The sequence below is a fragment of the Mesorhizobium sp. B4-1-1 genome, assembly GCF_006439375.1.
Classification (GTDB): Bacteria; Pseudomonadota; Alphaproteobacteria; order Rhizobiales; family Rhizobiaceae; genus Mesorhizobium.
Genome location: NZ_VFTH01000016.1, coordinates 109,745 through 132,708 on the forward strand (window position 1 = coordinate 109,745; position 22,964 = coordinate 132,708).

The window sequence follows — 22,964 nt, forward strand, 5'->3', positions numbered from 1 at the left end:
CGCGCCACCAGGAGATTATTTCTTGGGCAGCAATTTGATGCCGGGCGCCGGAGTTTCCAAGGCGTCCTCATCCTGGCCCGCCGCGGGGATCTCGATCCAGCGGTCGGTGGCGTCGCCGCATTCCTGCACCACCGGGAAATAGAGCATCTGGCCGGCCGGCAGGTCGGCCGCCAGCGCGGCGCGGAAAACGAACTCGTCATAGAACTCGTCTGGCAAATTGCCGCCGCTCCAGTCCACTTCCTTGACGCCGGCGGTCAGCGTCTCGCCATAGAGCTGGTAGGATTTCTCGTATTTGCCCTTCTTGGTCTGCAGCGTCCAGCCGGGCTTGGGCATCGGCTTCACCGCAATGACGCCTTCGGGGATCTGCACGCGCACGGCGGTCGTCGCCTTGCCCTCGCAGCCATGCGGCACCCGCAAGACCGCCTTGTAGGTGGAGCCGACAGCCGCTTCCTGCGTTTCGAGCGTGATGTGGGCGAGCGCGGCATTGGTCCCGAGCGCGAACAGCGCGCCGGCAAAAAGATATGTCTTCATGAATTGTCCCTCTGATTTCGAATTGGCGGATTACTCAGCGTGGTCCATGTCCATATCGCCACTGCCCGTCTCGCCCATGCCTTCGACGGCGAACTCGACTTTCACGCTGCCGGCCTTCTCGAAGGTCAGCGTCGCCGGGAATTTCTCGCCCTGCTTCGGCTGCCGCTTCAGCCCGGTGAACATCAGGTGGTAGGCGCCCGGCTTCAACACGACCTTGCCGCCGGCCGGGATCTCCAGCCCGCCCTCGACCGGCCGCATGGTCATGACGCCGTCCTTGACGCCCATCTCATGCAGTTCGGCCTTGTCGGAGATGTCGGAGGAAATTGACAGCAGCCGGTCCGGCGCGCTGCCCTTGTTGATCACGGTGAAGTAGCCGCCTGCCACCTTGGCGCCGGGCGGCGTCGCTCGCGACCAGGGGTGCTCGATCTCAAGGTCTCCGACCTTGAATTCATGCGCGAGGGTGGCGGGAATGCAGGCCAAGAGTAGAAGAAGGCTGAGCACGGCAAGGCCAACGCGCTGCTGGAGGTGGAACGGCGGCGCGCCGCGAAGGGCATAGGTCCGAGCCCTGGGAAGAAGATTGGACATGATTGCTCCATGGATATGAGGATCGCGCCGCTTTGCGGCTGCGAACAGTCTGATCTTTGGATGAATAGGCCCGCGGAACGTTCCGCGGATCAGACCATTGCCGGCGGCGCGCGCGGATTGGCCGGAGAGCGGTCGCGGGCGAAGTCCTGGTGCCGGAAGGCCGGAAGCTGGAAGGCGACCGCCTCGAAAAGCCGGGTCCCGGCCAGCGTGGCGGTTTCCGGCGGCGGCAGATGCGCCGGCGAAACCATGCTGCAGCCGAGCGAGCAGCAGGACGGCATATTCTGCTGGTGGGGATCGCCGCCGGGGAGCTTTACCGCGCCTTCATGGGTGCAGATGACGTTGCCGAAGGCATCGAGCTGCGACGGCGCGCCGAACGCGAAAGCGCCGAGAGAGGACTGAAGCAACAGGAGCAGCGCCGCGACGAACGCGGCCGGCATGCTCCATCGTTTCAGCCGGATATTCAACGCAAAGCCTCTCCCGGAAACTTGATCGACACTAGAGCAATTCCAGGAAAAGTGTGAAACGGTTTTCCGTCCGGGATTGCGACCAATAAGGAAATAACACGGAGGATGCGGCTGGAAAATCGACAAAACCGCGCTGCGGCAACGCGGCGCGACGCGCTTGTTTTCATGCATTGTCGTTATCCCAGAACCGCTGCACGCTTCTGGGCGACATGCATTAGGCGGGCTGCGCCTGCCGTCCCTCGGGAATGGAGCTCAGCAGCGTCTGGCGCGCCGACTTCAGGTGCTTGCGGCAGGCGGCGTCCACCTTGCCGGGATCGCGCGATTTCAGCGCCGCGATATAGGCAAGATGCTCCTGGACCGCGACCTCGTTGCGCTGGCGCTCCTCGGCCTTGTTCCACTGATAGTGGTAGTGAAAGATCATCGCGATGACATCGTAGAAGTCGACGATGAAGCGGTTGTGCGAGGCGCGGTGGATCAGCCGGTGGAAGCGCTCGTCGAGTTCGGAGAATTCGTTGAAGCGCGTGGCGATTTCGCTGGCGAGCTGGCGGTGTTGGACCTCCAGCATGTCGAGGTCCACCCAGACCGCACTGTCTTCCGGAAGCGCGACGAAAGCCGCCGCCGAGCGCAGTTCGAACATCTCGCGGATCTCGGTCAGTTCCAGCGCGAAGGCGCGCGTGAAACCCTTCAGCACCCAGTGGCTGTTGCGACGCTTCTCGATCAGCCCGAAGCGCGAGAAGCGGATCAGGAATTCGCGCACGCTGGTGGTGCCGACGCCGATTTCTCGCGCCAGCTCAAGCTCGTTGATCTGCATGCCGGCTTCCGCGCCTTCCGCAAGCAGACGCCGCATGAAGGAGCGCTCGATGATCTCGGCAAGCGAATCGGTCTCTTCCTCGGGGAAGAAATCCTCCGGCCGCGGCGCCCTGAGCACCGTCTTGTTGCGTTTGTTCCAGGCGATCAGCCCGGTTTCTTCCATGCGCGAAAGAATGCTGCGCACCGTGGTGCGGCTGACGCCGAGCAGCGTGCCGAGCTCAGGTTCCGACGGCAGGCTCTTGGTCTCGTCGAGCAGCCTGAGGCAGCGGTTGAAGGCGTCCTTGTAGACATTGTTGCTCTTCGACATGCCCGTATTCCCCAACGCTTGCCGCGGCCTGCTGGAAGCGCGATATGATCGGTGTTCCCAGAGCGGTTCAGCGTTTCCCGGAATCGCCGAACTGCTCCAAATCTTTGTTTCTGCGCAATTCCGGACGGAAAACCGCTACGCACTTTTCCTGGAACTGCTCTAGAGCATGATGCCGAAAAGTACGAAGCGGTTTTCGGGCCCCATCATGCTCTATCTCTTTGATTTAGAGCCGGATTCAGATTTCAGGTCAAACGGACCTGAAACCATCCGGCTCTAGCGCAAGCCTCCGAAAAGCGGAACGTTTTTCGCCGGCTTGCCAAACGGGTGCGCGCGGGCGTTCAAAAGACGCGCGCCGCCCGGGCGAGAAAACAATTGACGCAGAATTGTTTTTTCCCGATAAAAGACATTATCTTTAAACGGGCGCAAGTCAATCCGCCCGCATTCCCAAGATCACCCAGGACAGCCGCCCGTGACCATTGCAAACACCATCCTTCTCTCACCCTCCGATAATGTCGCCGTCGCCAACGGGCGCATCGAAATTGGAACGCCATTGCCGGGCGGTACCGCCGCGACCGCCGTGATCGAGCCTGGTCACAAGGTGGCGATCAAGCCGATCGCCGCGGGCGAAGCGGTGGTGAAATACGCGCAAGCGATCGGCCGCGCCACGCAAGCCATCGCGGCCGGCGAGCATGTCCACTCGCACAATCTGGTTTTCGAGAGCGGCCGCTTGCCGGTGGTGCCGCCGAGCGAGGCCGAGCACGCCACCGAGGCCGACCGCAAGCGCACCTTCATGGGCTACCGCCGCGCCGATGGGCGCTCCGGCACGCGCAACTTCATCGGCATCATCGCCAGCGTCAATTGCTCGTCGACCGTCTGCCACGCCATCGCCGACGAGGCCAATCGCACGCTTCTGCCGAAATATCCCGGCATCGACGGCTTCGTGCCGATCGTCCACGGCCAGGGCTGCGGCATGAGCGCCACCGGCGACGGCATGATGGTCCTGCACCGCACTTTAGCCGGCTATGCGCGCCACCCGAATTTCGGCGGCATCCTGATGGTGGGGCTAGGCTGCGAGGTCAACCAGCTCACCCTTTACGGCCAGAAGGGCGTGGCCGCCGGAAAACGCCATTTCAACATCCAGGAAGCCGGCGGTTCGCGCAAATCCGTCGAGAGGGCAATGGGCGTGCTGGCCGAGATCGCCGATGAGGTCGGCCACTTGCAGCGCGAGCCGATCCCGGTCTCGGAGATCGTCGTCGGCCTGCAATGCGGCGGCTCGGACGGCATGTCCGGCATCACGGCGAATCCGGCGCTGGGCGCCGCCGTCGATATCCTGGCCGGTTGCGGCGGCGTCGGCATCCTGTCGGAGACGACCGAAATCTACGGCGCCGAGCATCTGCTTGCCTATCGCGCCGCCTCGCCCGAGATCGCCGCCAAGCTCGACGGCTATGTGAAATGGTGGGAGGACCATACCGCCAAACACGGCGCCTCGATCGACAACAACCCCTCACCCGGCAACAAGCGCGGCGGCCTGACCACGATTCTCGAGAAATCGCTGGGCGCCGTCGCCAAGGGCGGCCAGACACCGCTCAACGGCGTCTTCGGCTATGCCGAGAAGGTGTCGGGCAGCGGCCTGGTGTTCATGGACACGCCCGGCTACGACCCGGTCTCGGCCACCGGCCAGGTCGCGGGCGGCGCCAATGTCATCGTCTTCACCACCGGCCGCGGCTCCTGCTTCGGCTGCCGGCCGACGCCGTCGATCAAGGTCGCCACCAATTCGACCATGTATCACCAGATGGAAGAGGACATGGACGTCAATTGCGGCGTCATCGCCTCGGGCGAGAAGACCATCGCCGGCATGGGTCGCGAGATCTTCGAGCTGATCATCGAGACGGCGTCCGGCCGCAAGACCAAGAGCGAGGCGTTTGGCTACGGCGACAACGAATTCGTGCCCTGGCATCTCGGCGCGACGCTTTAGTCGCAGGCCATTGTCGTGGAGGAAGCGCTGCCAGCAAGGAAGTCTGCCTTCATAATTGCGACCTCACGATGGAATGAATATTCCATATTGACAGTATCGTGAAATTATCGTTCCATACCGACAGTGAGGAACGGAAGCGCCCATGGGCTGCCAGGGAGGGGCCGGGCAAAGCTCACCCGGCATCACACAAACGGCACCAGACACCGCTTGCATCGACCATGGCGATGCATTATCAAAAAAAGGCATCTGTTTTTTATTGATAAAGTTCTGTTCGGGCCGCGCCTATCCAGACGGAGCTTTCGCAACCTTCACCAGGCGACTTTAGGGAGGAACCTAATGAAATTCGTGACCAGCCTTCTCAACCGCCGTGCCTTCGTGGCCTTGGCGGCCGCGTCGATGCTTGCCGGCGCGATGCATTCCGCGCCCGCTTCGGCGGCCGACGTCACCATTCCGATCATCGTCAAGGATACCACCTCCTTCTACTGGCAGATCGTGCTGGCCGGCGCGCGCAAGGCCGGCAAGGATCTCGGCATCAACGTGCCGGAGCTCGGCGCCCAGGCCGAAACCGACGTCAACGGCCAGATCTCGATCCTCGAGAACGCCGTCGCCAGCAACCCGGCCGCGATCGTCATCTCGCCGACCGAGTTCAAGGCGCTCGGCAAGCCGATCGACGAGGCGGCCTCCAAGGTCAAGGTCATCGGCATCGATTCCGGCGCCGACTCCAAGGCCTTCACCTCCTTCCTGACCACCGACAACGTCCAGGGCGGCCGCGTCGCCGCCGACGGTCTCGCCGCGGCGATCGGTGCCGCCAATGGCGGCAAGGTGGAAGGCAAGGTCGCGCTGATCACGGCGCTTCCCGGCGCCGGCTCGCTCGAGCAGCGCAAGCAAGGCTTCATCGAACAGATCAAGGCCAAATATCCCGGCCTCGAGCTGGTCGCCGACAAATATGCCGACGGCCAGGCCACCACGGGCCTCAACATCGCCACCGACCTGATCACCGCCAATCCGGACCTCAAGGGCATCTTCGCCTCGAACCTGATCATGGCGCAGGGCGTCGGCCAGGCGATCGCCGAAAACAGCCTCGGCGGCAAGGTCGCTCTGATCGGCTTCGACAGCGACGAGAAGCTGATCAAGTTCTTGAACGACGGCGTCATCTCCGGCCTGGTCGTCCAGGACCCGTACCGGATGGGTTATGACGGCATCAAGACCGCTTTGGCCGCTTCGAAAGGCGAGAAGGTCGAGGCCAATGTCGACACCGGCGCCAACCTCGTCACCAAGGACAACATGAAGGATCCGAAAATCGACGCGCTGCTCAATCCGAAGCTCAACTGAGCAGCGTCGCGACAGTCGTTTCCGGGGCCTCGCGCCCCGGAAACATCCATAAGGCGATTTGGAAATTCGCCGGCCTGATTTAGGCTCTTATTTCAAGATGCGCGCCAGACGCATCGCTGCGTACCCAACGGTTGAGACCAATCTGGGAGGATTGTCATGACATCGACGGCGCAGGAACTGCATCCGGCCCCTACGCTGCAGCCGGGCAGGACGATCCTCGAGCTCAACGGCCTGGAAAAGCGCTATCCCGGCACGCATGCGCTGAAGCCCGTGCACCTTGCCTTCAAGGCGGGCGAGATTCACGCCATCGTCGGCGAGAACGGCGCCGGCAAGTCGACCCTGATAAAACTTCTGACCGGCGTCATGCCACGCACTTCCGGCGAGGTCATCTGGGAAGGTCAGCCTGTGGCTCTGGCCACTCCGCACGAGGCGATGGCGCTGGGCATCAACGCCGTGCACCAAGAGGTGGTGCTCTGCCGCCACCTCACCGTCGCCGCCAACATGTTCCTCGGCGAGGAGGAATCCCGCTTCGGCCTGCTGCAGCAGCGCGCCATGGTCAAGGACGCACAGAAGATCATCGACGGTCTCGGCTTCGACCTGCCGGCGCATGTCGTGCTCGGCGATCTCACCATCGGCCAGCAGCAGCTGATCGCCGCCGCTCGCGCCACGGTGCGCGGCACCAAATTCCTGATCTTCGACGAGCCGACCGCCTACCTCACCCGCAAGGAGGCCGACCAGCTCTTCAAGCTGATCCGAAGGCTGAAGGGCGAAGGCGTCACCATCATCTATATCAGCCACCGCATGGAGGAAGTGTTCGAGCTTGCGGACCGCGTCTCCGTGCTGCGCGACGGCACTTTGGTCGGCACCCGCAACATCGCCGAGACCGACGAGCCCGAATTGGTGAAGCTGATGATCAACCGTTCGATCGAGCAGATCTACCACAAGGAGCATTTCACTCCCGGCGCCATGATCGTCGAGACGAAGAACCTTTCCGGCAAGGGCTTCGAAAATGTCTCGGTGACCGTGCGCGCCGGCGAGATCGTCGGCCTCTACGGCCTGATCGGCGCCGGCCGCAGCGAGTTCGTCACCACGCTGTACGGCCGCCACAGGAAGTCGGCCGGCCAGATCCTGTGGGAGGGCAAGGAAGTCCAGATCAATTCCGAGCACGACGCGATCCGCCTCGGCATGGCGCTGGCCCCGGAAAGCCGCCGCGATCAGGGCCTCTGCCTCAATTTGCCGGTCGGCATGAACCTCAACCTGCCGATCTACAAACGCATCTCCAGCAATTTTTTGATTTCCGGCGCCAGGGAAAAGGCCGAGGCCGACCGCCAGATCGCCGATCTGCGCATCAAGACGCCGACGCGCAATGCGCTCGCCTCCAGCCTGTCGGGCGGCAACCAGCAGAAGATCGTCATCGGCAAATGGCTGGCGCATGGCGCCAAGCTGTTCATCTTCGACGAGCCGACAGTGGGCGTCGATGTCGGCACCAAGGCAGAGATCTACCGCCTGTTCTCGACGCTGCTGTCCAAGGGGGCCGGCATCATCCTGATCTCCTCCTACCTGCCGGAAGTCTACGAGCTTGCCGACACGCTGCATGTGTTCCGGCGCGGCAAGCTGGTCGCCACACATGGCTTCCGCACCGTGAGCCACGAGGACATTTTGGGTCAGGCTCTGGCCGAGAAACAAGAAAAGTCGGGAGGACAAAAATGAGCACCGAGGCGATCCCCGCCGAAAAACCCAAGCGCAATTTCAACGCGCTCTTCGGCCTGACCCTGCTTGGCCTTCTGCTTCTGATGTGGATCGTGCTGGCGCTCGCCACGCCGTCCTTCGCCACGGCGCTCAACATCACCAATCTTTTGCGCCAGGGCTCGCTGATCGCCATCCTCGCCGTCGGCCAGACCTTCGTCATCATCACCGGCGGCATCGATCTGTCGGTCGGCGCGGTGGTCGGCTTCACCACGGTGATCGTGGCGCTTTTGATCAATGCCGGCTGGCCGATATGGGCGGCCGTGTTGGCGACCTTGCTGGTCGGCGTCGCCATCGGCCTCTTCCACGGCTTCGGCATCGTCAAGATGGGCTTGCCGCCCTTCATCATCACTTTGGCCACCATGACCTCGCTGCGCGGCATCGGCCTTCTGATGACCAACGGCAACTCGATCTCCATCAACAGCGACCCCTTCCAGGCGTTCTCGCGGGGCTCACTCTTCGGCATCCCGTATCTGTTCTGGATGGTGGTCCTGGTCGCCATCCCGTCCTACGTATTCCTGCATCACACGCGCTGGGGCCGTTACCTGTTCTCGGTCGGCTCCAATGCCGAGGCCGCGCGTCTTTCGGGCGTCAACGTGCCGCGCACCATCTTCATGGCCTATATCCTGTCCGGTCTGCTGGCCGCCTTCGTCGGCGTGCTCCTGGCCTCGCGCATCGGCATCGGCAACCCGACGCAGGGCGACACCTATGAGCTTCAGGCCATCGCCTCTTCGGTGATCGGCGGCACCTCGCTGTTCGGTGCCATCGGCTCCGTGCACGGACCGCTGATCGGCTCCTTCATCCTTTCGACGATCAACAACGGCGCCAACCTGCTCAACGTCAACACCTTCTGGCAGCGCGTCATCACCGGCCTGCTGATCATCGTCATCGTCTACTTCGACGGCCTGCGCCGTCGCGGCAAATGAACCTTCCCTGAACCTTTCGCGCCGGCCTCGCTCGAGCGAGGCCGGCGCTTTTTTGCCTTGGATTGCCCATGAAAGCCGTTGTCTGCCGCTCACCCGGCGAGCTTGTCCTCGAAGACCGCGCCGACCCTTGCGCGCCCCCGCCCGGTTGGGCGCGGGTTGCCGTCAGCCACGTCGGCATCTGCGGCACCGACTACCACATCTTCGAAGGCAAGCACCCGTTTCTGGCCTATCCGCGCATCATGGGCCATGAGGTCTCCGGCACCATCGTCGAGAAGGGCGAAGGCGTCGATCTCGCCGTCGGCGAGCCGGTCGTCATCAACCCCTATCTTTCATGCGGCAAATGCATCGCCTGCCGGCACGGCAAGCCGAATTGCTGCGTGAAGATCGAAGTGCTCGGCGTCCACCGCGACGGCGCCATGTGCGACGAGATCCTGGTGCCGGCGCAGAACCTTTATCCGGCAAACGGCCTGTCGCTGGCCGACGCCGCGGCGGTGGAATTCCTGGCCATCGGCGCGCATGCGGTGCGCCGTTCGCTCGGGCCTCCGGGCGCGCGCACGCTGGTCATCGGCGCCGGGCCGATCGGCCTCGGTACGGCGATCTTCGCGCGCATCGCCGGACTGGATGTCAGCCTGCTCGACATGAGCGCCGAGCGCCTCGGCTTCGCCGAAAAGGCACTCGGCTTTACCCCGCTGGACGGCTCGAAGGCGACTGCTGCCGAACTGGTCCGGCAAGCAACCTCCGGCGAGGGTTTCGACCTCGTATTCGACGCGACCGGCAACACGCCGTCGGTGCAGTCGGCCTTCGCCCATGTCGCGCATGGCGGCACGCTGGTGCTGGTCAGCGTCGTCAAGGACGACATCGCCTTCTCCGATCCCGAATTCCACAAGCGCGAGATGACACTGATCGGCAGCCGCAATGCGCTGAAGGCCGACTTCGACCATGTCGCGGCCTCGATCCGCGACGGCGCCGTGCCGCTGAACAAGCTCGTCACCCATCGAACCACGCTTGCCAGGACGCCGCGTGACCTCGCCCGATGGACGCATGAGAAGTCGGGACTGATCAAGGCCGTCATCGAGGTCGGGTAAGTAAGAGGCCGGCACGAAAATCTAGCGCGCTGGATGGTGCCTGCCTTGGCAGATCGCAGTCTTTGGCAATTGGCCGGAACGCCTATCCCTTCGTCATCCACGGGCGGAGCAAGGAGCGTGGCGACGCAGCGCAGACCCGAGGATCCATTCCGCGACGTCGACGCGTTGCAACGATCCAGAATTCTGCTCCGCTGCGCTTTACGATCGAGGTAACGGAATGGACCCTCGGGTCTGCGCTCCGCTTTGCGTCGCGTGGACAACGACCTTTGGTGTCATCGCCTTGGATGAAGACGCCGAGGGCTAATCGCCGGCCGAGAGCCTCAGCTCCACCCGCTCCGCCGGAAAGCGCGACTCCGCGAACTGGATCGGCTGGCCATCGAGCGTGACATTCACCGCGACGGTGACCAGCACGATGGCGCCGGGCTGCAAATCGAGTGCTGCAAGGTCGTCGGCGTCGGCATGCCGCGCTGACAGCACTGTCGAGTGCCGCAGATAATCGTTGACGCCGAAACGCTTCAGCGAGGCAGTGATCGACCCCGTTTCCGCCATAGCGGCCTCGATGCCGGCGAAGCGCTTGGCGTCGAACCAGGTCGTCGCGCGCGACACCGGATGACCGTCGGCCTCGCCGCGCGTCTCCAGGCGGATGACCGCAGCACCCTTGGCAAGGCCCAGCGCCTCGGCGATGCGCCGGCTGGCCGGCTCCGTCGATGACGACAACAGCGCGATGTGCCGCTCGCTCGTCTGCCCTTGCAGTCCGGTCGAGAAGCGCGTGCGCGCGCCGATCGGATAGGACAGCCGTTTGCGCGACAAGACAAAGGTGCCGCGCCCCTGCTCGGCCTTCAGCACGCCTTCCTGCACAAGTGCGGCAATGGCGCTGCGCACGGTGTGGCGGTTGACGCCGTAACGTTGCGCCAGCGCGACTTCGGGCGGCAGCGCCGCGTTCTCCGCGAAATCGCCACTGGCGATCGCCTGCAGGATCCGATCGGCAATCTGCCGCCATAGCGACACGCCGTTTCGCCTTTCGATGCTAGCCGCCAGTCCAGTCACCCATCGCCCCCAAGCATTTTTCCCGGGTTGTCATCCACCCGTCATGGACTCCCGTTACGAGATGAGTATAATTTGTATAGTTGTCTATATCAATAGACAAATTTATGCATGTAAGGAGTAATGCCATGCGAGGACAGGAAGCGCGCGAGCAGGCCGGCCGGAAGGCCTTGATGGCGACGCTGGCGCATGCCGCGGCCGATGAGATTGCCCGTCTGTGGAACGAAGCGGGCCTGCCTTCCGAGGCAGAGCTTTTGCGCGGCCCGGAGACAGGGTTGGTGACGGTGCGCGGGCGGATCGGCGGCGGCGGCGCGCCGTTCAATGTCGGCGAGGCGACGGTCACCCGCGCCACGGTGCGGCTGCCATCCGGCAAGGTCGGCCATTCCTATGCGCTCGGCCGCGACAAGGGCAAGGCAAAGTTCGCGGCGATCGCCGACGCGCTGTGGCAGGACGCGGCGCATCGCGAGGCGGTCGAGACGAAGCTGGTCGCGCCCTTGCGCGCGGCGCTCGATGCGGCGCGCGAGACGCGGCGCATCGAGACGGCGGCAACGAAAGTGGATTTCTTCACCATGGTGCGCGGAGAGGACTGATGAACATCGCCACGCAATCGATCGACGGCGGCTTCACCGAGCCGGTTTTCGACGCGCAGACCATCTTCCGCGCCATCATGGACGCGATGGCGCGCCCCGGCACCGTCCAGGACCTGCCGCAACTCGCCCGCCCGCCGGCGCCATTGTCGGCGACGGCAGGCGCCGTGGCGCTGGCGCTCTGCGACAACGACACGCCAGTCTGGCTCGATCCTCCCTTGCAGGCGGACGCCTCGGTCAAGGCCTGGCTCGGCTTTCACACCGGCGCGCCCTTGGCCAACACCTCGGCCGATGCGCATTTCGCCCTGATCGCCAATCCAAGAGAGATGGCCGCGCTCGACGGTTTTGCGCAGGGCACGCAAGAATATCCCGATCGCTCGACGACGCTGATCCTCCTGGTCGACGGCCTCGCCTCGGGCCCGTCGCTGCTGCTCGAAGGACCTGGGATCGAAAAGACCTCGATGATCGCGCCTCCGGGCATGCCGCGCCATTTCGTCGAGCAGTGGAAGCAGAACAACCAGCGTTTCCCGCGCGGCGTCGACATCATCCTGGCGGCGCCCGGCAGCCTCGCCTGCCTGCCGCGCACCACCCGCATCAAGCCGATGGAGGCATGACATGTATGTCGCGGTGAAAGGCGGCGAGGCCGCAATTGCCAACGCCCATCGGCTGCTGGCCGACCGCCGCCGCGGCGACCGCTCGGTGCCGGCGCTGCGCCTCGACCAGATCGTCGAACAGCTGGCGCTCGGCGTCGACCGGGTGATGAGCGAAGGCTCGCTCTATGATCGCGAGTTGGCGGCTCTCGCCGTCGTCCAGGCGCGCGGCGATATGATCGAGGCGATCTTCCTGGTGCGCGCCTATCGCACCACGCTGCCGCGCTTCGGCTACACCAACCCCGTCGACACCGGCGCGATGCAGGTCGAGCGGCGCGTGTCGGCAACCTACAAGGATCTGCCCGGCGGCCAGGTGCTTGGTCCGACTTTCGACTACACCCACCGCCTGCTCGATCCCGAGCTTGCCGCCGGCGCCGACGTCGAGACGCCAGCGCTGCGCGAAGGCCAGGCCGAACCCATGCCTCGCGTTTCGGCGATCCTCGCCCATGAAGGCCTGATCGAGGCCGATGGCGACATGCCGCTTGACCACGTGCCTGGCGATATCACCCGCGAGCCGCTGCAGTTCCCGATGGCGCGCGACATCCGCTTGCAGGCACTGTCACGAGGCGACGAGGGTTTTCTCCTGGCGCTCGGCTATTCGACGCAGCGCGGCTACGCCCGCAACCATCCCTTTGTGGGCGAGGTGCGCATCGGCGAGGTCGAGCTTGAACTCGACGTGCCGGAACTGCCTTTCGCCGTGCCGCTCGGCTCGATCCGCGTCACCGAATGCCAGATGGTCAACCAGTTCAAGGGCTCGGCCAAGGCGCCGCCGCAATTCACCCGCGGCTACGGCCTGGTCTTCGGCCAGAGCGAGCGCAAGGCGATGGCCATGGCGCTATGCGACCGGGCGCTGCGCGCCACCGAACTCGGCGAGGATGTCGTCGCCGCCGCGCAGGACGAGGAGTTCGTCATCTCACATTCCGACAATGTCCAAGCCACAGGCTTCGTCGAGCACCTGAAGCTGCCGCATTATGTCGACTTCCAGGCCGAGCTCGGCCTGGTTCGCCGCATGCGCGCCGAATACGAGGCGCGGGAAAACGAGGACAAGGCCGCCGAGGAAAAGCGGGAGGCGGCGGAATGAGTTCAGTGCCCGCTACCGGAATGTCCGCCGCCGCCACCAAACCAAGGGCCAGTAAAGCCACTGGCGCCCCCAACGGTCTCGCCGTGCGGGGGCTCTTTCGGCGTCGGAAGAACCATTTTGCGCAAAGCAAAGGCAGCGATGCCGGCAAACACCAACAGCAGCGCCCCAAGATGTATCCATCCGGTAGAAGTCATATGGCCGGGCTCCTTCGTTCTGGACATCAAATATATAGCTCAAAGCGGATGTGATCGCCATGACCGACATCGCCACCTACAACTTCGCCTATCTCGACGAGCAGACCAAGCGGATGATCCGCCGCGCCATTTTGAAGGGCATCGCCATTCCCGGTTACCAGGTGCCCTTCGCCTCGCGCGAGATGCCCATGCCTTATGGCTGGGGAACCGGCGGCGTGCAGGTCACCGCCTCGATCATCGGCCCGGACGACGTGTTGAAGGTCATCGACCAGGGCGCCGACGACACCACCAACGCCGTTTCGATCCGCGCCTTCTTCAAGAAGGTCGCCAAGGTCGCCGTCACCACCGAGACGGCCAAGGCCAGCATCATCCAGACCCGCCACCGCATTCCCGAGGAGCCGCTGACGGCCGGCCAGGTGCTGGTCTTCCAGGTGCCGATCCCCGAGCCGCTGCGCTTCCTCGAGCCGCGCGAGACCGAAACGCGAAAAATGCATGCGCTGGAGGAATACGGCCTCATGCATGTGAAGCTCTACGAGGACATCGCCAAGCACGGCCGCATCGCCACCACCTATGCGTACCCGGTCAAGGTCGAGGGCCGTTATGTGATGGACCCCTCGCCGACGCCCAAATTCGACAATCCGAAGATGCACCGCTCGCCAGCCCTGCAGTTGTTCGGCGCCGGCCGCGAAAAGCGCATTTATGCGGTGCCGCCCTTCACCGACGTCGTCAGCCTGGACTTCGAGGACCATCCCTTCGAGGTGCAGACCTTCGACCAGCCCTGCGCGCTCTGCGGCGCCGAGAATGTCTATCTCGACGAAGTCATCCTCGATGACCATGGCGGCCACATGTTCGTCTGCTCGGACACTGACCACTGCGAGAAGCGCCGCGCCGATGGTCATCACGGCCACCTCGCGCCGGAAACCCATCTCGCCCTTGAAACAAAGGAGCCGGCCGAATGACCGACGAACCGCTGCTGCGCGTTTCCGCGCTGTCCAAATTCTACGGCTCGCGCGTCGGCTGCGAGAACGTCACCTTCGACCTCTGGCCGGGCGAGGTCCTGGCGGTGGTCGGCGAATCCGGCTCCGGCAAGACGACGCTGCTCAACTGCCTGTCGACCAGGCTGCTGCCCTCTTCCGGCACCGCGAGCTACCGCATGCGCGATGGCCAATGGCGCGAGCTCTACCGCATGAGCGAGGCCGAGCGCCGCTTCCTGATGCGCACCGATTGGGGCTTTGTCCACCAGAACCCGGCCGATGGGTTGCGCATGACGGTGTCGGCGGGCGCCAATGTCGGCGAGCGGCTGATGGCGGTCGGCGACCGCCACTACGGCAAGATCCGCGCCACCGCCGTCGACTGGCTGTCGCGCGTCGAGATCGACGAGGACCGCATCGACGACGAGCCGCGCGCCTTTTCCGGCGGCATGCGCCAGCGCCTGCAGATCGCCCGCAATCTGGTGACCGGCCCGCGGCTCGTCTTCATGGACGAGCCGACCGGTGGCCTCGACGTCTCGGTGCAGGCCCGCCTGCTCGACCTGTTGCGCGGGCTGGTCACCGATCTCGGCCTTGCCGCGATCGTCGTCACCCACGACCTCGCCGTGGCGCGGCTGCTCTCGCAGCGCATGATGGTGATGAAGGACGGCCGCGTCGTCGAAAGCGGCCTGACCGACCGCGTGCTCGACGACCCGCGCGCGCCTTATACGCAGTTGCTTGTTTCCTCGATTTTGCAGGTGTGACCGCATGATCCCGAAAAGTGGAAGCCGGTTTTCGGATCAGATCATGCGGAAAAACGAAGGACTCTAATATGCCCACTCCACTTGTTGTCTCCGATGTCGCCAAAAGCTTCACCATGCATCTGCGCGACGGTGTCACGCTGCCGGTGGTGGCGGGCGTCTCCTTCTCGATCCGAGCCGGCGAATGCGCGGTGCTCGGCGGCCCTTCCGGCGCCGGAAAAAGCTCGATCCTGAAGATGCTCTACGGCAACTATGCCGTCGACGAAGGCCAGATCATCGTCCAGCACGCGGGCGGCTTGATCGACCTCGCCTCCGCCAGCCCGCGCACCGTGCTTTCCGTGCGCCGCCACACCATAGGCTATGTCAGCCAGTTCCTGCGCACCGTGCCGCGCGTTTCGGCGCTGGACGTCGTCGCCGAACCGCTGGTCGAGCGCGGCGGGGACAAGGAAGGCGCGAGGGAGAAAGCACGCACTTTGCTTGCCCAGCTCAACCTGCCGGAAAAACTCTGGGCCTTGCCCCCCGCGACCTTCTCCGGCGGCGAGCAGCAGCGCGTCAACATCGCGCGCGGCTTCATCACCGAACATCCGATCCTGCTGCTTGACGAGCCGACTGCCTCGCTTGATGCCAGGAACCGCGATGTCGTGGTCGAGCTCATCGCCGCCAAGAAGGCGGCGGGCGTTGCCTTGCTCGGCATCTTCCACGACCTCGACGTGCGTGACGCGGTGGCCGATCGCGTCATCGACGTCACCGCTTTCGCCGCCGGAAAGATCGCCGCATGAAGCTTTCGGAGACGCCGCTGATCCATCCGACAGCGCAGGTCGAAAACTCGACGCTCGGCCGCTGGACCGAGATCGCCGAGCGCAGCCGCGTCGCCGAATGCGAGCTCGGCGACTATTCCTACATGATGCAGGACTGCGCCGTGTGGTGCGCGACCATCGGCAAATTCTCCAACATCGCGGCGAGCGTGCGCCTCAATGCCACCAACCACCCGACATGGCGGCCGACGCTGCATCACTTCACCTATCGGGCGTCCGACTATTGGGACGACGCCGAGCATGAGAGCGCGTTCTTCGCCGAGCGTCGCGCCAGGCGCGTCACCATCGGCCACGATACCTGGCTCGGCCATGGCTCGACCGTCCTGCCGGGCGTGACGGTCGGCGACGGCGCGGCGGTTGGAGCGGGCGCGGTGGTGTCGAAGGACGTCGCGCCCTACACCATCGTCGGCGGCGTGCCGGCAAAGCCGATCCGCGAGCGCTTCGACCGCCGCACCGCCGAGCGCTACCAGGCTTTAGCCTGGTGGGATTGGGACCATACAAGGCTGCGCTCCGCGCTCGACGATTTCCGCGAGCTGGACGCCGAGGCTTTCCTGGAGAAATATGGCGGCTGATTTCGGTGATCGGTGGATGGTCAATAGTGAATGGCAACGAAGCCCTTCTTTGTCACCATTCACATCCCTGACATGTGACTCCGACAGGAGGCATCTCTCCAAGGAGATTGCCATGACCGCCAGACCCTCGCTTGCCGCCTATTTCGAAGGCACCAATCGGGCTTCACCTATCCATCTCGGCACCCGTTACGACATGTCGGGCAACTTCCTCCTCGAACCAGGCAACACGGTCGTCTGCCATCTGGTCGAGGGCTCGCCTTCCGAAGCCGCCGTCATCGAGGTGCGCGAGCGCATCCGCACCATGCCCGACGCCGATCGGCTCGCCTTCACGCCGATCTCCAGCCTTCACATGACGCTCTTTCAGGGCATCATCGAATACCGGCGCCGCCTTCCCGACTGGCCATCGGACGTGCCGCTCGACACCGGCATCGACGACATGACCCGCCTCTATCTCGAACGCCTGCAAGGCTTCGAGAGCCACGGCCCCTTCAAGGTCAAGGCCGTCGAAGTCGTGCCGACCGGCCTCACCGTCGCCGGCGCTTCCGAGGAAGACCGGCAGATAATGAAGGCCTGGCGCGACGCCCTTTCAGCGCCGTTCGGCTATCGCCATCCGGATCACGACACTTATGTCTTCCACATCACCTTAGCCTACCAGGTCCGCCGTCTCGCCGACGAGCGGGGCGGCGCCTGGCAAGAATTGTTCGATGACTGCCTGTCATTCCTCGAGCGCGAGGCTCCAGTGATCGAGCTCAAGCCTCCGGCCTTCTGCAGCTTCAAGGACATGAAGCATTTCGAGGAATTGCTGGTGCTTGGTTGAATCTCCAAGCCTGTGGGACGTAACAAAACTGACATCAATCCGACACCGCAGCTTCATCGGCCTGCGCTAGCGAAGGTTAACAGACCTGCAAAAGCGCGACGGACTGGAGTTTTGGTATGTCAGCATCATCGGCCACGCTTGAGATCCGCGGCGTAACCCGACGATTTGGCAAGAACACCGCCGTCAGCGACATCAACATCTCGATCCCGCGCGGCCAGATGGTTGGTATCATCGGTCGTTCCGGCGCCGGCAAGTCGACGCTTTTGCGCATGATCAACCGTCTCATCGATCCCAGCCACGGGTCGATTTTTTTTGACGGCGCCGAGGTCTCCAGCCTGCACGGCTCGTCGCTGCGCCGCTGGCAGCGCGACTGCGCCATGATCTTCCAGCAGTTCAACCTCGTGCCGCGCCTCGACGTCTTGACCAATGTGCTGCTCGGCCGCCTCAACCATCGCTCGACGGTTTCCAATCTGCTGGGCATGTTCACGCGCACCGAATGCGCCGAGGCGGTCGCCGCGCTCGAGCGCCTCGACATCGCACGTACGGCGCTGCAGCCGGCCGGCACGCTGTCCGGCGGCCAGCAGCAGCGCGTGGCGATCGCCCGGGCCATGATGCAGGAGCCGAAGGTACTCCTAGCCGACGAGCCGATCGCCTCGCTCGATCCGCTCAACGCCAAGGTGGTGATGGATTCGCTGCGCGACATCAATCTGCGTGAAGGCATCACCGTCGTCACCAACCTGCACACGCTGGACACCGCGCGCGCCTATTGCACCCGCATCATCGGCATGGCCGCCGGCAAGGTCGTCTTCGACGGCGCCCCGGAAGACCTCGACCGCGACGCCGTGCGCACGGTCTATGGCGCCGACGCCAGCGGCGCCGAGATCTCCGAAGCCATCACGTCGACCAGCGTGACCATCAGGCCGAAGATCACCGCATCCGCCGGACCGCTCGAACCAGCCTTCCCTGGCTACTGAGTCCACCGTCCCGGGCCCAGCCGGTGCGGGCAAATCGTGGATTTCAGCAGAGCAACCCGGATCGCCCGCCAGCGTCAAAGGCAAGACTTGAAAAATCAGAACGCAGCCGGCGCGCAGCCGGAACAACAGGAGAGATCGAAATGTTCAGGAAGATGGTTTTTGGGGCGGTTTCGCTGCTCGCCATGGCGGCAAGCGCCGCGCATGCCGCTGACATCAAGGAATTCCGCGTCGGCATCCTCGGCGGCGAGAACGAGACCGACCGCCTGCGCAATTACCAGTGCCTCGCCGACCACCTGAAGTCGGAATTCGGCTTCGAGAAGGTGTCGCTGTTCCCCGCCGCCGACTATGATGGCGTCATCCAGGGCCTGCTCGGCGGCACGCTCGACTTCGCCGAGCTTGGCGCTTCCGGCTACGCCAGCGTCTATCTCAAGGATCCGAAGGCGGTCACCCCGATCCTCACCACCAAGCAGACCGACGGCTCCACCGGCTATTATTCGATCGGCCTGGCGCTGAAATCCTCCGGCATCACCGACATCATGTCGGCCAAGGGCAAGAAGCTCGGCTACGCCGATCCGGACTCGACCTCCGGCTATCTGATCCCGCTGACCCAGATCCCGAAGACCACCGGCATGGCGAACGATACCTTCTTCGCTTCGACCCAGTTCAACGGTGGCCACGAGAACAACCTCCTCGCCATGCGCGACGGCAAGGTGGACGTGGCGGTGGACGATTCCTCCGGCATCGGCGACTTCAAGAACGGCTTCACCTCCGGCACCTTCCACAAGGTCGTTGCCAAGGGCGCCGCTGACCCGAACGACTTCGTCGAAGTCTGGCGCTCGGGCCTGATCCCGAACGGCCCGCTGGTTGTCCGCACCGCACTCGGCGACGACATGGCCGCCAAGCTTACCGACTTCTTCACCCAGTTGCCGACCAAGGACAAGGCTTGCTTCGAGGGCGTCGAAGGTGGCGATTTCACCGGCTACGTCCCGGTAAAGTCCGACTTCTACAGCGTCATCATCGAAGCCCGCAAAGCGGCGATCGGCGGCTGACGACATCAGGAAAGGGGCGGCGTTGCCAAAGCGCCGCCCTTTTTCATGCCCGTCATGACAACAGCGACAATCCATTCCGACGCGATCCGCCAACAGGCCGACGCCTGGCGGCGCCAAACCTCGCTGCGCCGCTTCTACACGGCGCTCGGTGTCGGCCTTTTGCTTGCCGCGATGGTGGCGAGTATGTGGTTTGCCGACGAGGCCAATGCGGGCCATTTCTTCGAGCGGCTGCCGCATATCCTCGATTTCCTGAGCTGGCTGATTCCGAAGGACTGGAACGACGTCTGGCGGGCGCTGTTCGACGTCGCTTCGCCGCATGACAAAGGCACGCAGGAGTTCAACTTCCCGCTCGGTCGCGTCTATATCTGGGGCGGGTTCTATATCCCCGAATATTTCGAGCTGATGCTGACCACGGTCAACACGGCGCTGGTCGCGACTTTCATCGGCTTCGTCTTTGCCGTTCCGTTTTCCTTCATCGCGGCGCGCAACCTGACGCCGAGCCCAATTCTGCGGCTGTTCATCAAGCGCTTCATGGAACTGTTGCGCGCCTTCCCCGAGATCGTCATTGCCGGCCTGTTCGCGGCCATCGTCTCGGTCGGCCCGGTGGCCGCCATCATCGCCATCGGCCTGCATTCGGTCGGCGCGCTCGGCAAGCTGTTCTACGAGATCAACGAGAACATCGACATGCGCCCGGAGGAGGGCCTGCGCGCCGTCGGCGCCAACTGGTTCGAGCGCGTGCGTTTCGCTGACCTGCCGCAGGTACTGCCCAATTTCATGTCCTACACGCTGCTCCGGATCGAGATCAACGTGCGCGCCTCGACCATCATCGGCGCTGTCGGCGGCGGCGGCATCGGCGAGGAGCTGAAGCTTTCCATCTCGCGCGGTTTCGGCGCCAAGACGCTGGCCCTGGTCCTGCTGCTGTTCACGACGATTTTCATCGTCGACCAGTTCTCCGCCTGGCTGCGCCGCAAGCTTGTCGGCGAGCAAGCCTTCTTGTTGGGTGCCTAGACCATGATCTCCAACCGAAGGACCACGTCGGCGAAAAGTGGGAGCCCGGTTTTTGCGTTCGCTGACCTTCGGTTCGGAAAGATCATAGTTAAAACAAAAGATAGACCATGACGAATTTGACCGCCGAAGAAATGCTGTCGATCGAGGAGCGCTTCCCGCAAGTGTTCCGGCGACCGCTTTACAAGCGCTTCGGCCTGCCATTCCTGGTCGCCGGCACCATACTTTATCTCATCTATGCCGCATGGTTCTTCAGCCTGCCGCAGGTGCTGCGCGAGTCGCACTGGGAGCGCCTGCCCCTCTTTCTGTCGCAATGGATCAGCTACGACCTGCAGCCGGAGTTCCGCCTCGACCAGCCTGAGATCACGCCGAAATATCCGCGCTTTTCGGCGCTCGGCGAGAACCCCAATCCCGATTGGGTGGTCAGGAACCCCGACGGCACCTTCACGGTCCGGATCGACGGCGATGCGAAATCCGTCACCTTCGACAAGACCAGGGCGACGATCACGGCCAATGGCGTGACCGTGCCGATAGCGCTGACCGGCGGCAAGCCGGTGGTCACAGGCGCGGTGCCCGACTGGGTGACCGTCCATGACGACGAGATCGTCGCCAAGATGGGCTTCGCCGGCGAGGTGCGCGTCACCGTCGACCGCGTCAAGGTTCGCAAGCGCTTCCTCGGCTGGGCCAATTTCGTCTTCGACACGCGCTCGCCCTTCTTCGGCAAATCGGCCGGCGAGGTCATCTCGCTGATCGTCTCCGGGCCTGAGCTTCAGCCCGGCACGTCGAACCTCGCCTTGGTCGCCGACAACATCTGGAACAACGCGCAGTGGCAGCACGGCGATGTCTGGACGAAACTCCTGCAGACCATCGTCATGGCGTTCCTCGGCACCCTGCTCGGCGGTATCGTCGCCTTCCCGCTCGCCTTCTTCGCCGCCCGCAACATCACGCCGAGCGGCCTGCTCAGCCAGGTGCTGAAACGCTTCTTCGACTTCATGCGCTCGGTCGACATGCTGATCTGGGCACTGTTCTTCACCCGCGCCTTCGGCCCCGGACCGCTGGCCGGAAGCGCGGCGATCTTCTTCACCGAGATCGGCACATTGGGCAAAACCTATTCCGAAGCGCTTGAGAACATCGACGACAAGCCGCGCGAAGGCGTGCTCTCGACCGGCGCCAACGGCCTGCTCGTGCAGCGCTACGGCGTGATGCCGGAAGTGGTGCCGGTCTTCATCAGCCAGACGCTCTACCAGTGGGAATCCAACACCCGCGGCGCCACCATCATCGGCGCCGTCGGCGCCGGCGGCATCGGCCTGAAACTATGGGAAGCTATGCGCACCAACTCGAACTGGGCCAACGTCTTCTACATGGTGCTGCTGACGCTGCTCGTCGTCTTCATCTTCGACAACATCTCGAACTTCCTGCGCCGAAGGCTGAGCCGCACGCTGCACGATTACAACAGGCTGCAGGCCGAGCGGGGGTAGCCTTGTGGCGCGGAAGCGCGGGCATCGTATAGTGCCGCGCCAAGGGTCGACCCCCCACTCCGTCGAGCTTCGCTCGACACCTCTCCCCCGATCGACGGGGGAGAGGAAAGGCGCGAGCTCGCCAGCCTTGGCTCCTTTCCTCTCCCTCCGGAGGGGGGAGAGGTGGCGCTGCGGAGCAGCGACGGAGTGGGGGAACCACCTCACAATCGTCGCGAACGCATGGGCAAGGCATCACGATCGCCCGATCAGACCGCCTAGCCCGCCTTCTTCCACCCATCCCTGATATGCCTGTACCCCTCGCGATAAACCGCCTCCGGGCTCTCCGCGAAATCGCGCCACACCTTCGTCGCCGCAGCCAGGTCCTTCAGCGAGCGTCCAAACGACTCGATGGTCAGCCAGTCGTCGTATCCGGTCCGGCGGATCGCCGCGAAAGTCTCCTTCCAGGGGATGTTGCCGCGCCCAGGAACGCCGCGGTCATTCTCCGAAATGTGGATATGGACGACGTTTCGGCGATGCTTCGTATAGGCGCCGATCGGATCGGCCTCCTCGATATTGGCGTGGAAGGTGTCGTACATCGCCTTGATGTGCGGCCGGTCGATCGCGTCGATATGCTCCGACAGGTCGGCCATGGTGTTGACGAGGTAGCATTCGAAGCGGTTGAGCGCTTCGAGCCCGATGGTCACGCCCTTCTTGCCGGCATGGTCGCCGATGGCGCGTTGCGAGGCGACCGATCGCTTCTTCTCGGCCGCCGTCGGCCCGCTGCCGGAAAAGGCGCCCAGCGTCGAATGCAGCGGCCCGCTGAGGGTGTCCGCGCCGAGCGCGGCGCTGCAGTCGACCGCCCATTTCATGTAGTCGACGCCGGCTTTGCGGGTCGCGGCATCCGGCGAGATCAGGTTCATCGCCGGATCGCCCATCGCCGAGACCGCGGTGCGCTCAAGGCCGATGCAGTCGAGCATTTCGCCGAGTTTCTTGTAGTCGTCGGGCGCCCCGACGAAGACCGGTATCTCGACGCCGTCGAAGCCGGTCGCCTTGATGTCCTTCAGCAGCGCCTCGTGCTTCTTCGAGACGCTGGTCGTCCACAAGAACATGCACATGCCGATCTTCATCGACATCCCCTCCCTCTAACGGCCGCCCAACCCCTCCGTCGGCTACGCCGCACACTCCCCCTCATCCGGCCGCTTCGCGGCCACCTTCTCCCCGAGGGGAGA

At 64.0% G+C, this 22,964-nt stretch carries 23 protein-coding genes; 17 read left to right on the top strand and 6 right to left on the bottom strand.

Going from position 1 to position 22,964, the window contains the following annotated elements; genetic code table 11:
* Positions 1–15: 15 nt before the first annotated feature.
* From FJW10_RS21580 to FJW10_RS21595, 4 genes are all read right to left on the bottom strand, one after another.
* Positions 16–531, bottom strand: coding sequence for a YcnI family protein (locus FJW10_RS21580; protein ID WP_140901556.1), 516 nt, complete (start codon positions 529–531; stop codon positions 16–18).
* A gap of 30 nt (positions 532–561) precedes the next feature.
* Positions 562–1,116, bottom strand: a complete 555-nt coding sequence (locus tag FJW10_RS21585) for a copper chaperone PCu(A)C (RefSeq protein ID WP_140901557.1) — start codon at positions 1,114–1,116, stop codon at positions 562–564.
* An 89-nt stretch (positions 1,117–1,205) separates the two neighbouring features.
* Positions 1,206–1,553 carry a hypothetical protein gene (locus tag FJW10_RS21590; RefSeq protein WP_140901592.1) on the bottom strand — a complete coding sequence of 116 codons (348 nt, stop codon included), beginning with the start codon at positions 1,551–1,553 and terminating at the stop codon, positions 1,206–1,208.
* 241 nt (positions 1,554–1,794) lie between these two features.
* The gene (locus FJW10_RS21595; protein ID WP_140836152.1) at positions 1,795–2,697 is read right to left on the bottom strand and encodes a GntR family transcriptional regulator; all 903 of its coding nucleotides are present in this window, start codon (positions 2,695–2,697) and stop codon (positions 1,795–1,797) included.
* A 469-nt stretch (positions 2,698–3,166) separates the two neighbouring features.
* Between FJW10_RS21595 and FJW10_RS21600 the strand changes: the two genes are divergently transcribed.
* The 5 genes from FJW10_RS21600 to FJW10_RS21620 all read left to right on the top strand — a co-directional run bounded on the left by FJW10_RS21600 (position 3,167) and on the right by FJW10_RS21620 (position 9,761).
* Positions 3,167–4,672 (top strand): altronate dehydratase family protein, encoded by a 1,506-nt coding sequence (locus FJW10_RS21600; RefSeq protein ID WP_140901558.1) that lies wholly within the window; start codon positions 3,167–3,169, stop codon positions 4,670–4,672.
* Positions 4,673–5,008: 336 nt separating this feature from the next.
* Positions 5,009–6,004 (top strand): ABC transporter substrate-binding protein, encoded by a 996-nt coding sequence (locus FJW10_RS21605; protein WP_140901559.1) that lies wholly within the window; start codon positions 5,009–5,011, stop codon positions 6,002–6,004.
* 156 nt (positions 6,005–6,160) lie between these two features.
* Complete coding sequence (locus tag FJW10_RS21610; RefSeq protein WP_140901560.1) at positions 6,161–7,714, top strand: sugar ABC transporter ATP-binding protein; 1,554 nt, start codon at positions 6,161–6,163, stop codon at positions 7,712–7,714.
* Complete coding sequence (locus FJW10_RS21615) at positions 7,711–8,676, top strand: ABC transporter permease (protein ID WP_140836156.1); 966 nt, start codon at positions 7,711–7,713, stop codon at positions 8,674–8,676. The genes FJW10_RS21610 and FJW10_RS21615 overlap by 4 nt, the downstream gene beginning before the upstream one ends.
* A 68-nt stretch (positions 8,677–8,744) precedes the next feature.
* A complete protein-coding gene (locus FJW10_RS21620; protein WP_140901561.1) occupies positions 8,745–9,761 on the top strand; it encodes a zinc-binding alcohol dehydrogenase family protein in 1,017 nt (338 codons plus the stop codon).
* A gap of 300 nt (positions 9,762–10,061) precedes the next feature.
* On the opposite strand, the gene phnF is transcribed toward FJW10_RS21620, so the two are convergent.
* The gene (gene phnF / locus FJW10_RS21625; RefSeq protein ID WP_181177620.1) at positions 10,062–10,799 is read right to left on the bottom strand and encodes a phosphonate metabolism transcriptional regulator PhnF; all 738 of its coding nucleotides are present in this window, start codon (positions 10,797–10,799) and stop codon (positions 10,062–10,064) included.
* Positions 10,800–10,933: 134 nt separating this feature from the next.
* Between phnF and phnG the strand changes: the two genes are divergently transcribed.
* The 12 genes from phnG to phnE (FJW10_RS21685) all read left to right on the top strand — a co-directional run bounded on the left by phnG (position 10,934) and on the right by phnE (FJW10_RS21685) (position 21,756).
* Positions 10,934–11,395: a phosphonate C-P lyase system protein PhnG gene (phnG, locus tag FJW10_RS21630; RefSeq protein WP_140901563.1), complete on the top strand. Its 462-nt coding sequence runs from the start codon at positions 10,934–10,936 to the stop codon at positions 11,393–11,395.
* Positions 11,395–12,006 carry a phosphonate C-P lyase system protein PhnH gene (phnH, locus tag FJW10_RS21635; RefSeq protein ID WP_140901564.1) on the top strand — a complete coding sequence of 204 codons (612 nt, stop codon included), beginning with the start codon at positions 11,395–11,397 and terminating at the stop codon, positions 12,004–12,006. The genes phnG and phnH overlap by 1 nt, the downstream gene beginning before the upstream one ends.
* A 1-nt stretch (position 12,007) precedes the next feature.
* Positions 12,008–13,123 carry a carbon-phosphorus lyase complex subunit PhnI gene (locus tag FJW10_RS21640; protein WP_140901565.1) on the top strand — a complete coding sequence of 372 codons (1,116 nt, stop codon included), beginning with the start codon at positions 12,008–12,010 and terminating at the stop codon, positions 13,121–13,123.
* Positions 13,124–13,376: 253 nt separating this feature from the next.
* A complete protein-coding gene (locus tag FJW10_RS21645) occupies positions 13,377–14,276 on the top strand; it encodes an alpha-D-ribose 1-methylphosphonate 5-phosphate C-P-lyase PhnJ (RefSeq protein ID WP_140901566.1) in 900 nt (299 codons plus the stop codon).
* Positions 14,273–15,049: a phosphonate C-P lyase system protein PhnK gene (gene phnK, locus FJW10_RS21650; protein ID WP_140544515.1), complete on the top strand. Its 777-nt coding sequence runs from the start codon at positions 14,273–14,275 to the stop codon at positions 15,047–15,049. Before FJW10_RS21645 ends, phnK begins: the two co-directional genes overlap by 4 nt.
* A gap of 68 nt (positions 15,050–15,117) precedes the next feature.
* Entirely contained in the window at positions 15,118–15,825 is a 708-nt protein-coding gene (gene phnL, locus FJW10_RS21655; protein ID WP_140901567.1) for a phosphonate C-P lyase system protein PhnL, read from the top strand.
* The gene (locus tag FJW10_RS21660) at positions 15,822–16,433 is read left to right on the top strand and encodes a DapH/DapD/GlmU-related protein (protein ID WP_140901568.1); all 612 of its coding nucleotides are present in this window, start codon (positions 15,822–15,824) and stop codon (positions 16,431–16,433) included. Before phnL ends, FJW10_RS21660 begins: the two co-directional genes overlap by 4 nt.
* A gap of 112 nt (positions 16,434–16,545) precedes the next feature.
* Positions 16,546–17,250 (top strand): DUF1868 domain-containing protein, encoded by a 705-nt coding sequence (locus FJW10_RS21665; protein ID WP_181177619.1) that lies wholly within the window; start codon positions 16,546–16,548, stop codon positions 17,248–17,250.
* Between the two features lie 116 nt (positions 17,251–17,366).
* On the top strand, positions 17,367–18,224 hold the full coding sequence (gene phnC, locus FJW10_RS21670) for a phosphonate ABC transporter ATP-binding protein (protein ID WP_140836167.1): 858 nt from the start codon (positions 17,367–17,369) through the stop codon (positions 18,222–18,224).
* 140 nt (positions 18,225–18,364) lie between these two features.
* The gene (gene phnD / locus FJW10_RS21675; RefSeq protein ID WP_140901569.1) at positions 18,365–19,273 is read left to right on the top strand and encodes a phosphonate ABC transporter substrate-binding protein; all 909 of its coding nucleotides are present in this window, start codon (positions 18,365–18,367) and stop codon (positions 19,271–19,273) included.
* A 54-nt stretch (positions 19,274–19,327) separates the two neighbouring features.
* Entirely contained in the window at positions 19,328–20,281 is a 954-nt protein-coding gene (gene phnE, locus FJW10_RS21680; protein WP_140901570.1) for a phosphonate ABC transporter, permease protein PhnE, read from the top strand.
* 107 nt (positions 20,282–20,388) lie between these two features.
* Complete coding sequence (gene phnE / locus FJW10_RS21685; RefSeq protein WP_140901571.1) at positions 20,389–21,756, top strand: phosphonate ABC transporter, permease protein PhnE; 1,368 nt, start codon at positions 20,389–20,391, stop codon at positions 21,754–21,756.
* Between the two features lie 254 nt (positions 21,757–22,010).
* Here the strand turns inward: phnE (FJW10_RS21685) and FJW10_RS21695 are convergent, their stop codons facing one another.
* Positions 22,011–22,862: a sugar phosphate isomerase/epimerase gene (locus FJW10_RS21695; protein ID WP_140901594.1), complete on the bottom strand. Its 852-nt coding sequence runs from the start codon at positions 22,860–22,862 to the stop codon at positions 22,011–22,013.
* Between the last annotated feature and the right edge of the window lie 102 nt (positions 22,863–22,964).

Bases quoted from the DNA above. Each gene is read 5' to 3' on its own strand.
- FJW10_RS21580 (WP_140901556.1), bottom strand. From the start codon at position 531: ATGAAGACATATCTTTTTGCCGGCGCGCTGTTCGCGCTCGGGACCAAT.
- FJW10_RS21585 (WP_140901557.1), bottom strand. From the start codon at position 1,116: ATGTCCAATCTTCTTCCCAGGGCTCGGACCTATGCCCTTCGCGGCGCG.
- FJW10_RS21590 (WP_140901592.1), bottom strand. From the start codon at position 1,553: ATGCCGGCCGCGTTCGTCGCGGCGCTGCTCCTGTTGCTTCAGTCCTCT.
- FJW10_RS21595 (WP_140836152.1), bottom strand. From the start codon at position 2,697: ATGTCGAAGAGCAACAATGTCTACAAGGACGCCTTCAACCGCTGCCTC.
- FJW10_RS21605 (WP_140901559.1), top strand. From the start codon at position 5,009: ATGAAATTCGTGACCAGCCTTCTCAACCGCCGTGCCTTCGTGGCCTTG.
- FJW10_RS21610 (WP_140901560.1), top strand. From the start codon at position 6,161: ATGACATCGACGGCGCAGGAACTGCATCCGGCCCCTACGCTGCAGCCG.
- FJW10_RS21615 (WP_140836156.1), top strand. From the start codon at position 7,711: ATGAGCACCGAGGCGATCCCCGCCGAAAAACCCAAGCGCAATTTCAAC.
- FJW10_RS21620 (WP_140901561.1), top strand. From the start codon at position 8,745: ATGAAAGCCGTTGTCTGCCGCTCACCCGGCGAGCTTGTCCTCGAAGAC.
- phnG (WP_140901563.1), top strand. From the start codon at position 10,934: ATGCGAGGACAGGAAGCGCGCGAGCAGGCCGGCCGGAAGGCCTTGATG.
- phnH (WP_140901564.1), top strand. From the start codon at position 11,395: ATGAACATCGCCACGCAATCGATCGACGGCGGCTTCACCGAGCCGGTT.
- FJW10_RS21640 (WP_140901565.1), top strand. From the start codon at position 12,008: ATGTATGTCGCGGTGAAAGGCGGCGAGGCCGCAATTGCCAACGCCCAT.
- FJW10_RS21645 (WP_140901566.1), top strand. From the start codon at position 13,377: ATGACCGACATCGCCACCTACAACTTCGCCTATCTCGACGAGCAGACC.
- phnK (WP_140544515.1), top strand. From the start codon at position 14,273: ATGACCGACGAACCGCTGCTGCGCGTTTCCGCGCTGTCCAAATTCTAC.
- phnL (WP_140901567.1), top strand. From the start codon at position 15,118: ATGCCCACTCCACTTGTTGTCTCCGATGTCGCCAAAAGCTTCACCATG.
- FJW10_RS21660 (WP_140901568.1), top strand. From the start codon at position 15,822: ATGAAGCTTTCGGAGACGCCGCTGATCCATCCGACAGCGCAGGTCGAA.
- FJW10_RS21665 (WP_181177619.1), top strand. From the start codon at position 16,546: ATGACCGCCAGACCCTCGCTTGCCGCCTATTTCGAAGGCACCAATCGG.
- phnC (WP_140836167.1), top strand. From the start codon at position 17,367: ATGTCAGCATCATCGGCCACGCTTGAGATCCGCGGCGTAACCCGACGA.
- phnD (WP_140901569.1), top strand. From the start codon at position 18,365: ATGTTCAGGAAGATGGTTTTTGGGGCGGTTTCGCTGCTCGCCATGGCG.
- phnE (WP_140901570.1), top strand. From the start codon at position 19,328: ATGACAACAGCGACAATCCATTCCGACGCGATCCGCCAACAGGCCGAC.
- phnE (WP_140901571.1), top strand. From the start codon at position 20,389: ATGACGAATTTGACCGCCGAAGAAATGCTGTCGATCGAGGAGCGCTTC.
- FJW10_RS21695 (WP_140901594.1), bottom strand. From the start codon at position 22,862: ATGAAGATCGGCATGTGCATGTTCTTGTGGACGACCAGCGTCTCGAAG.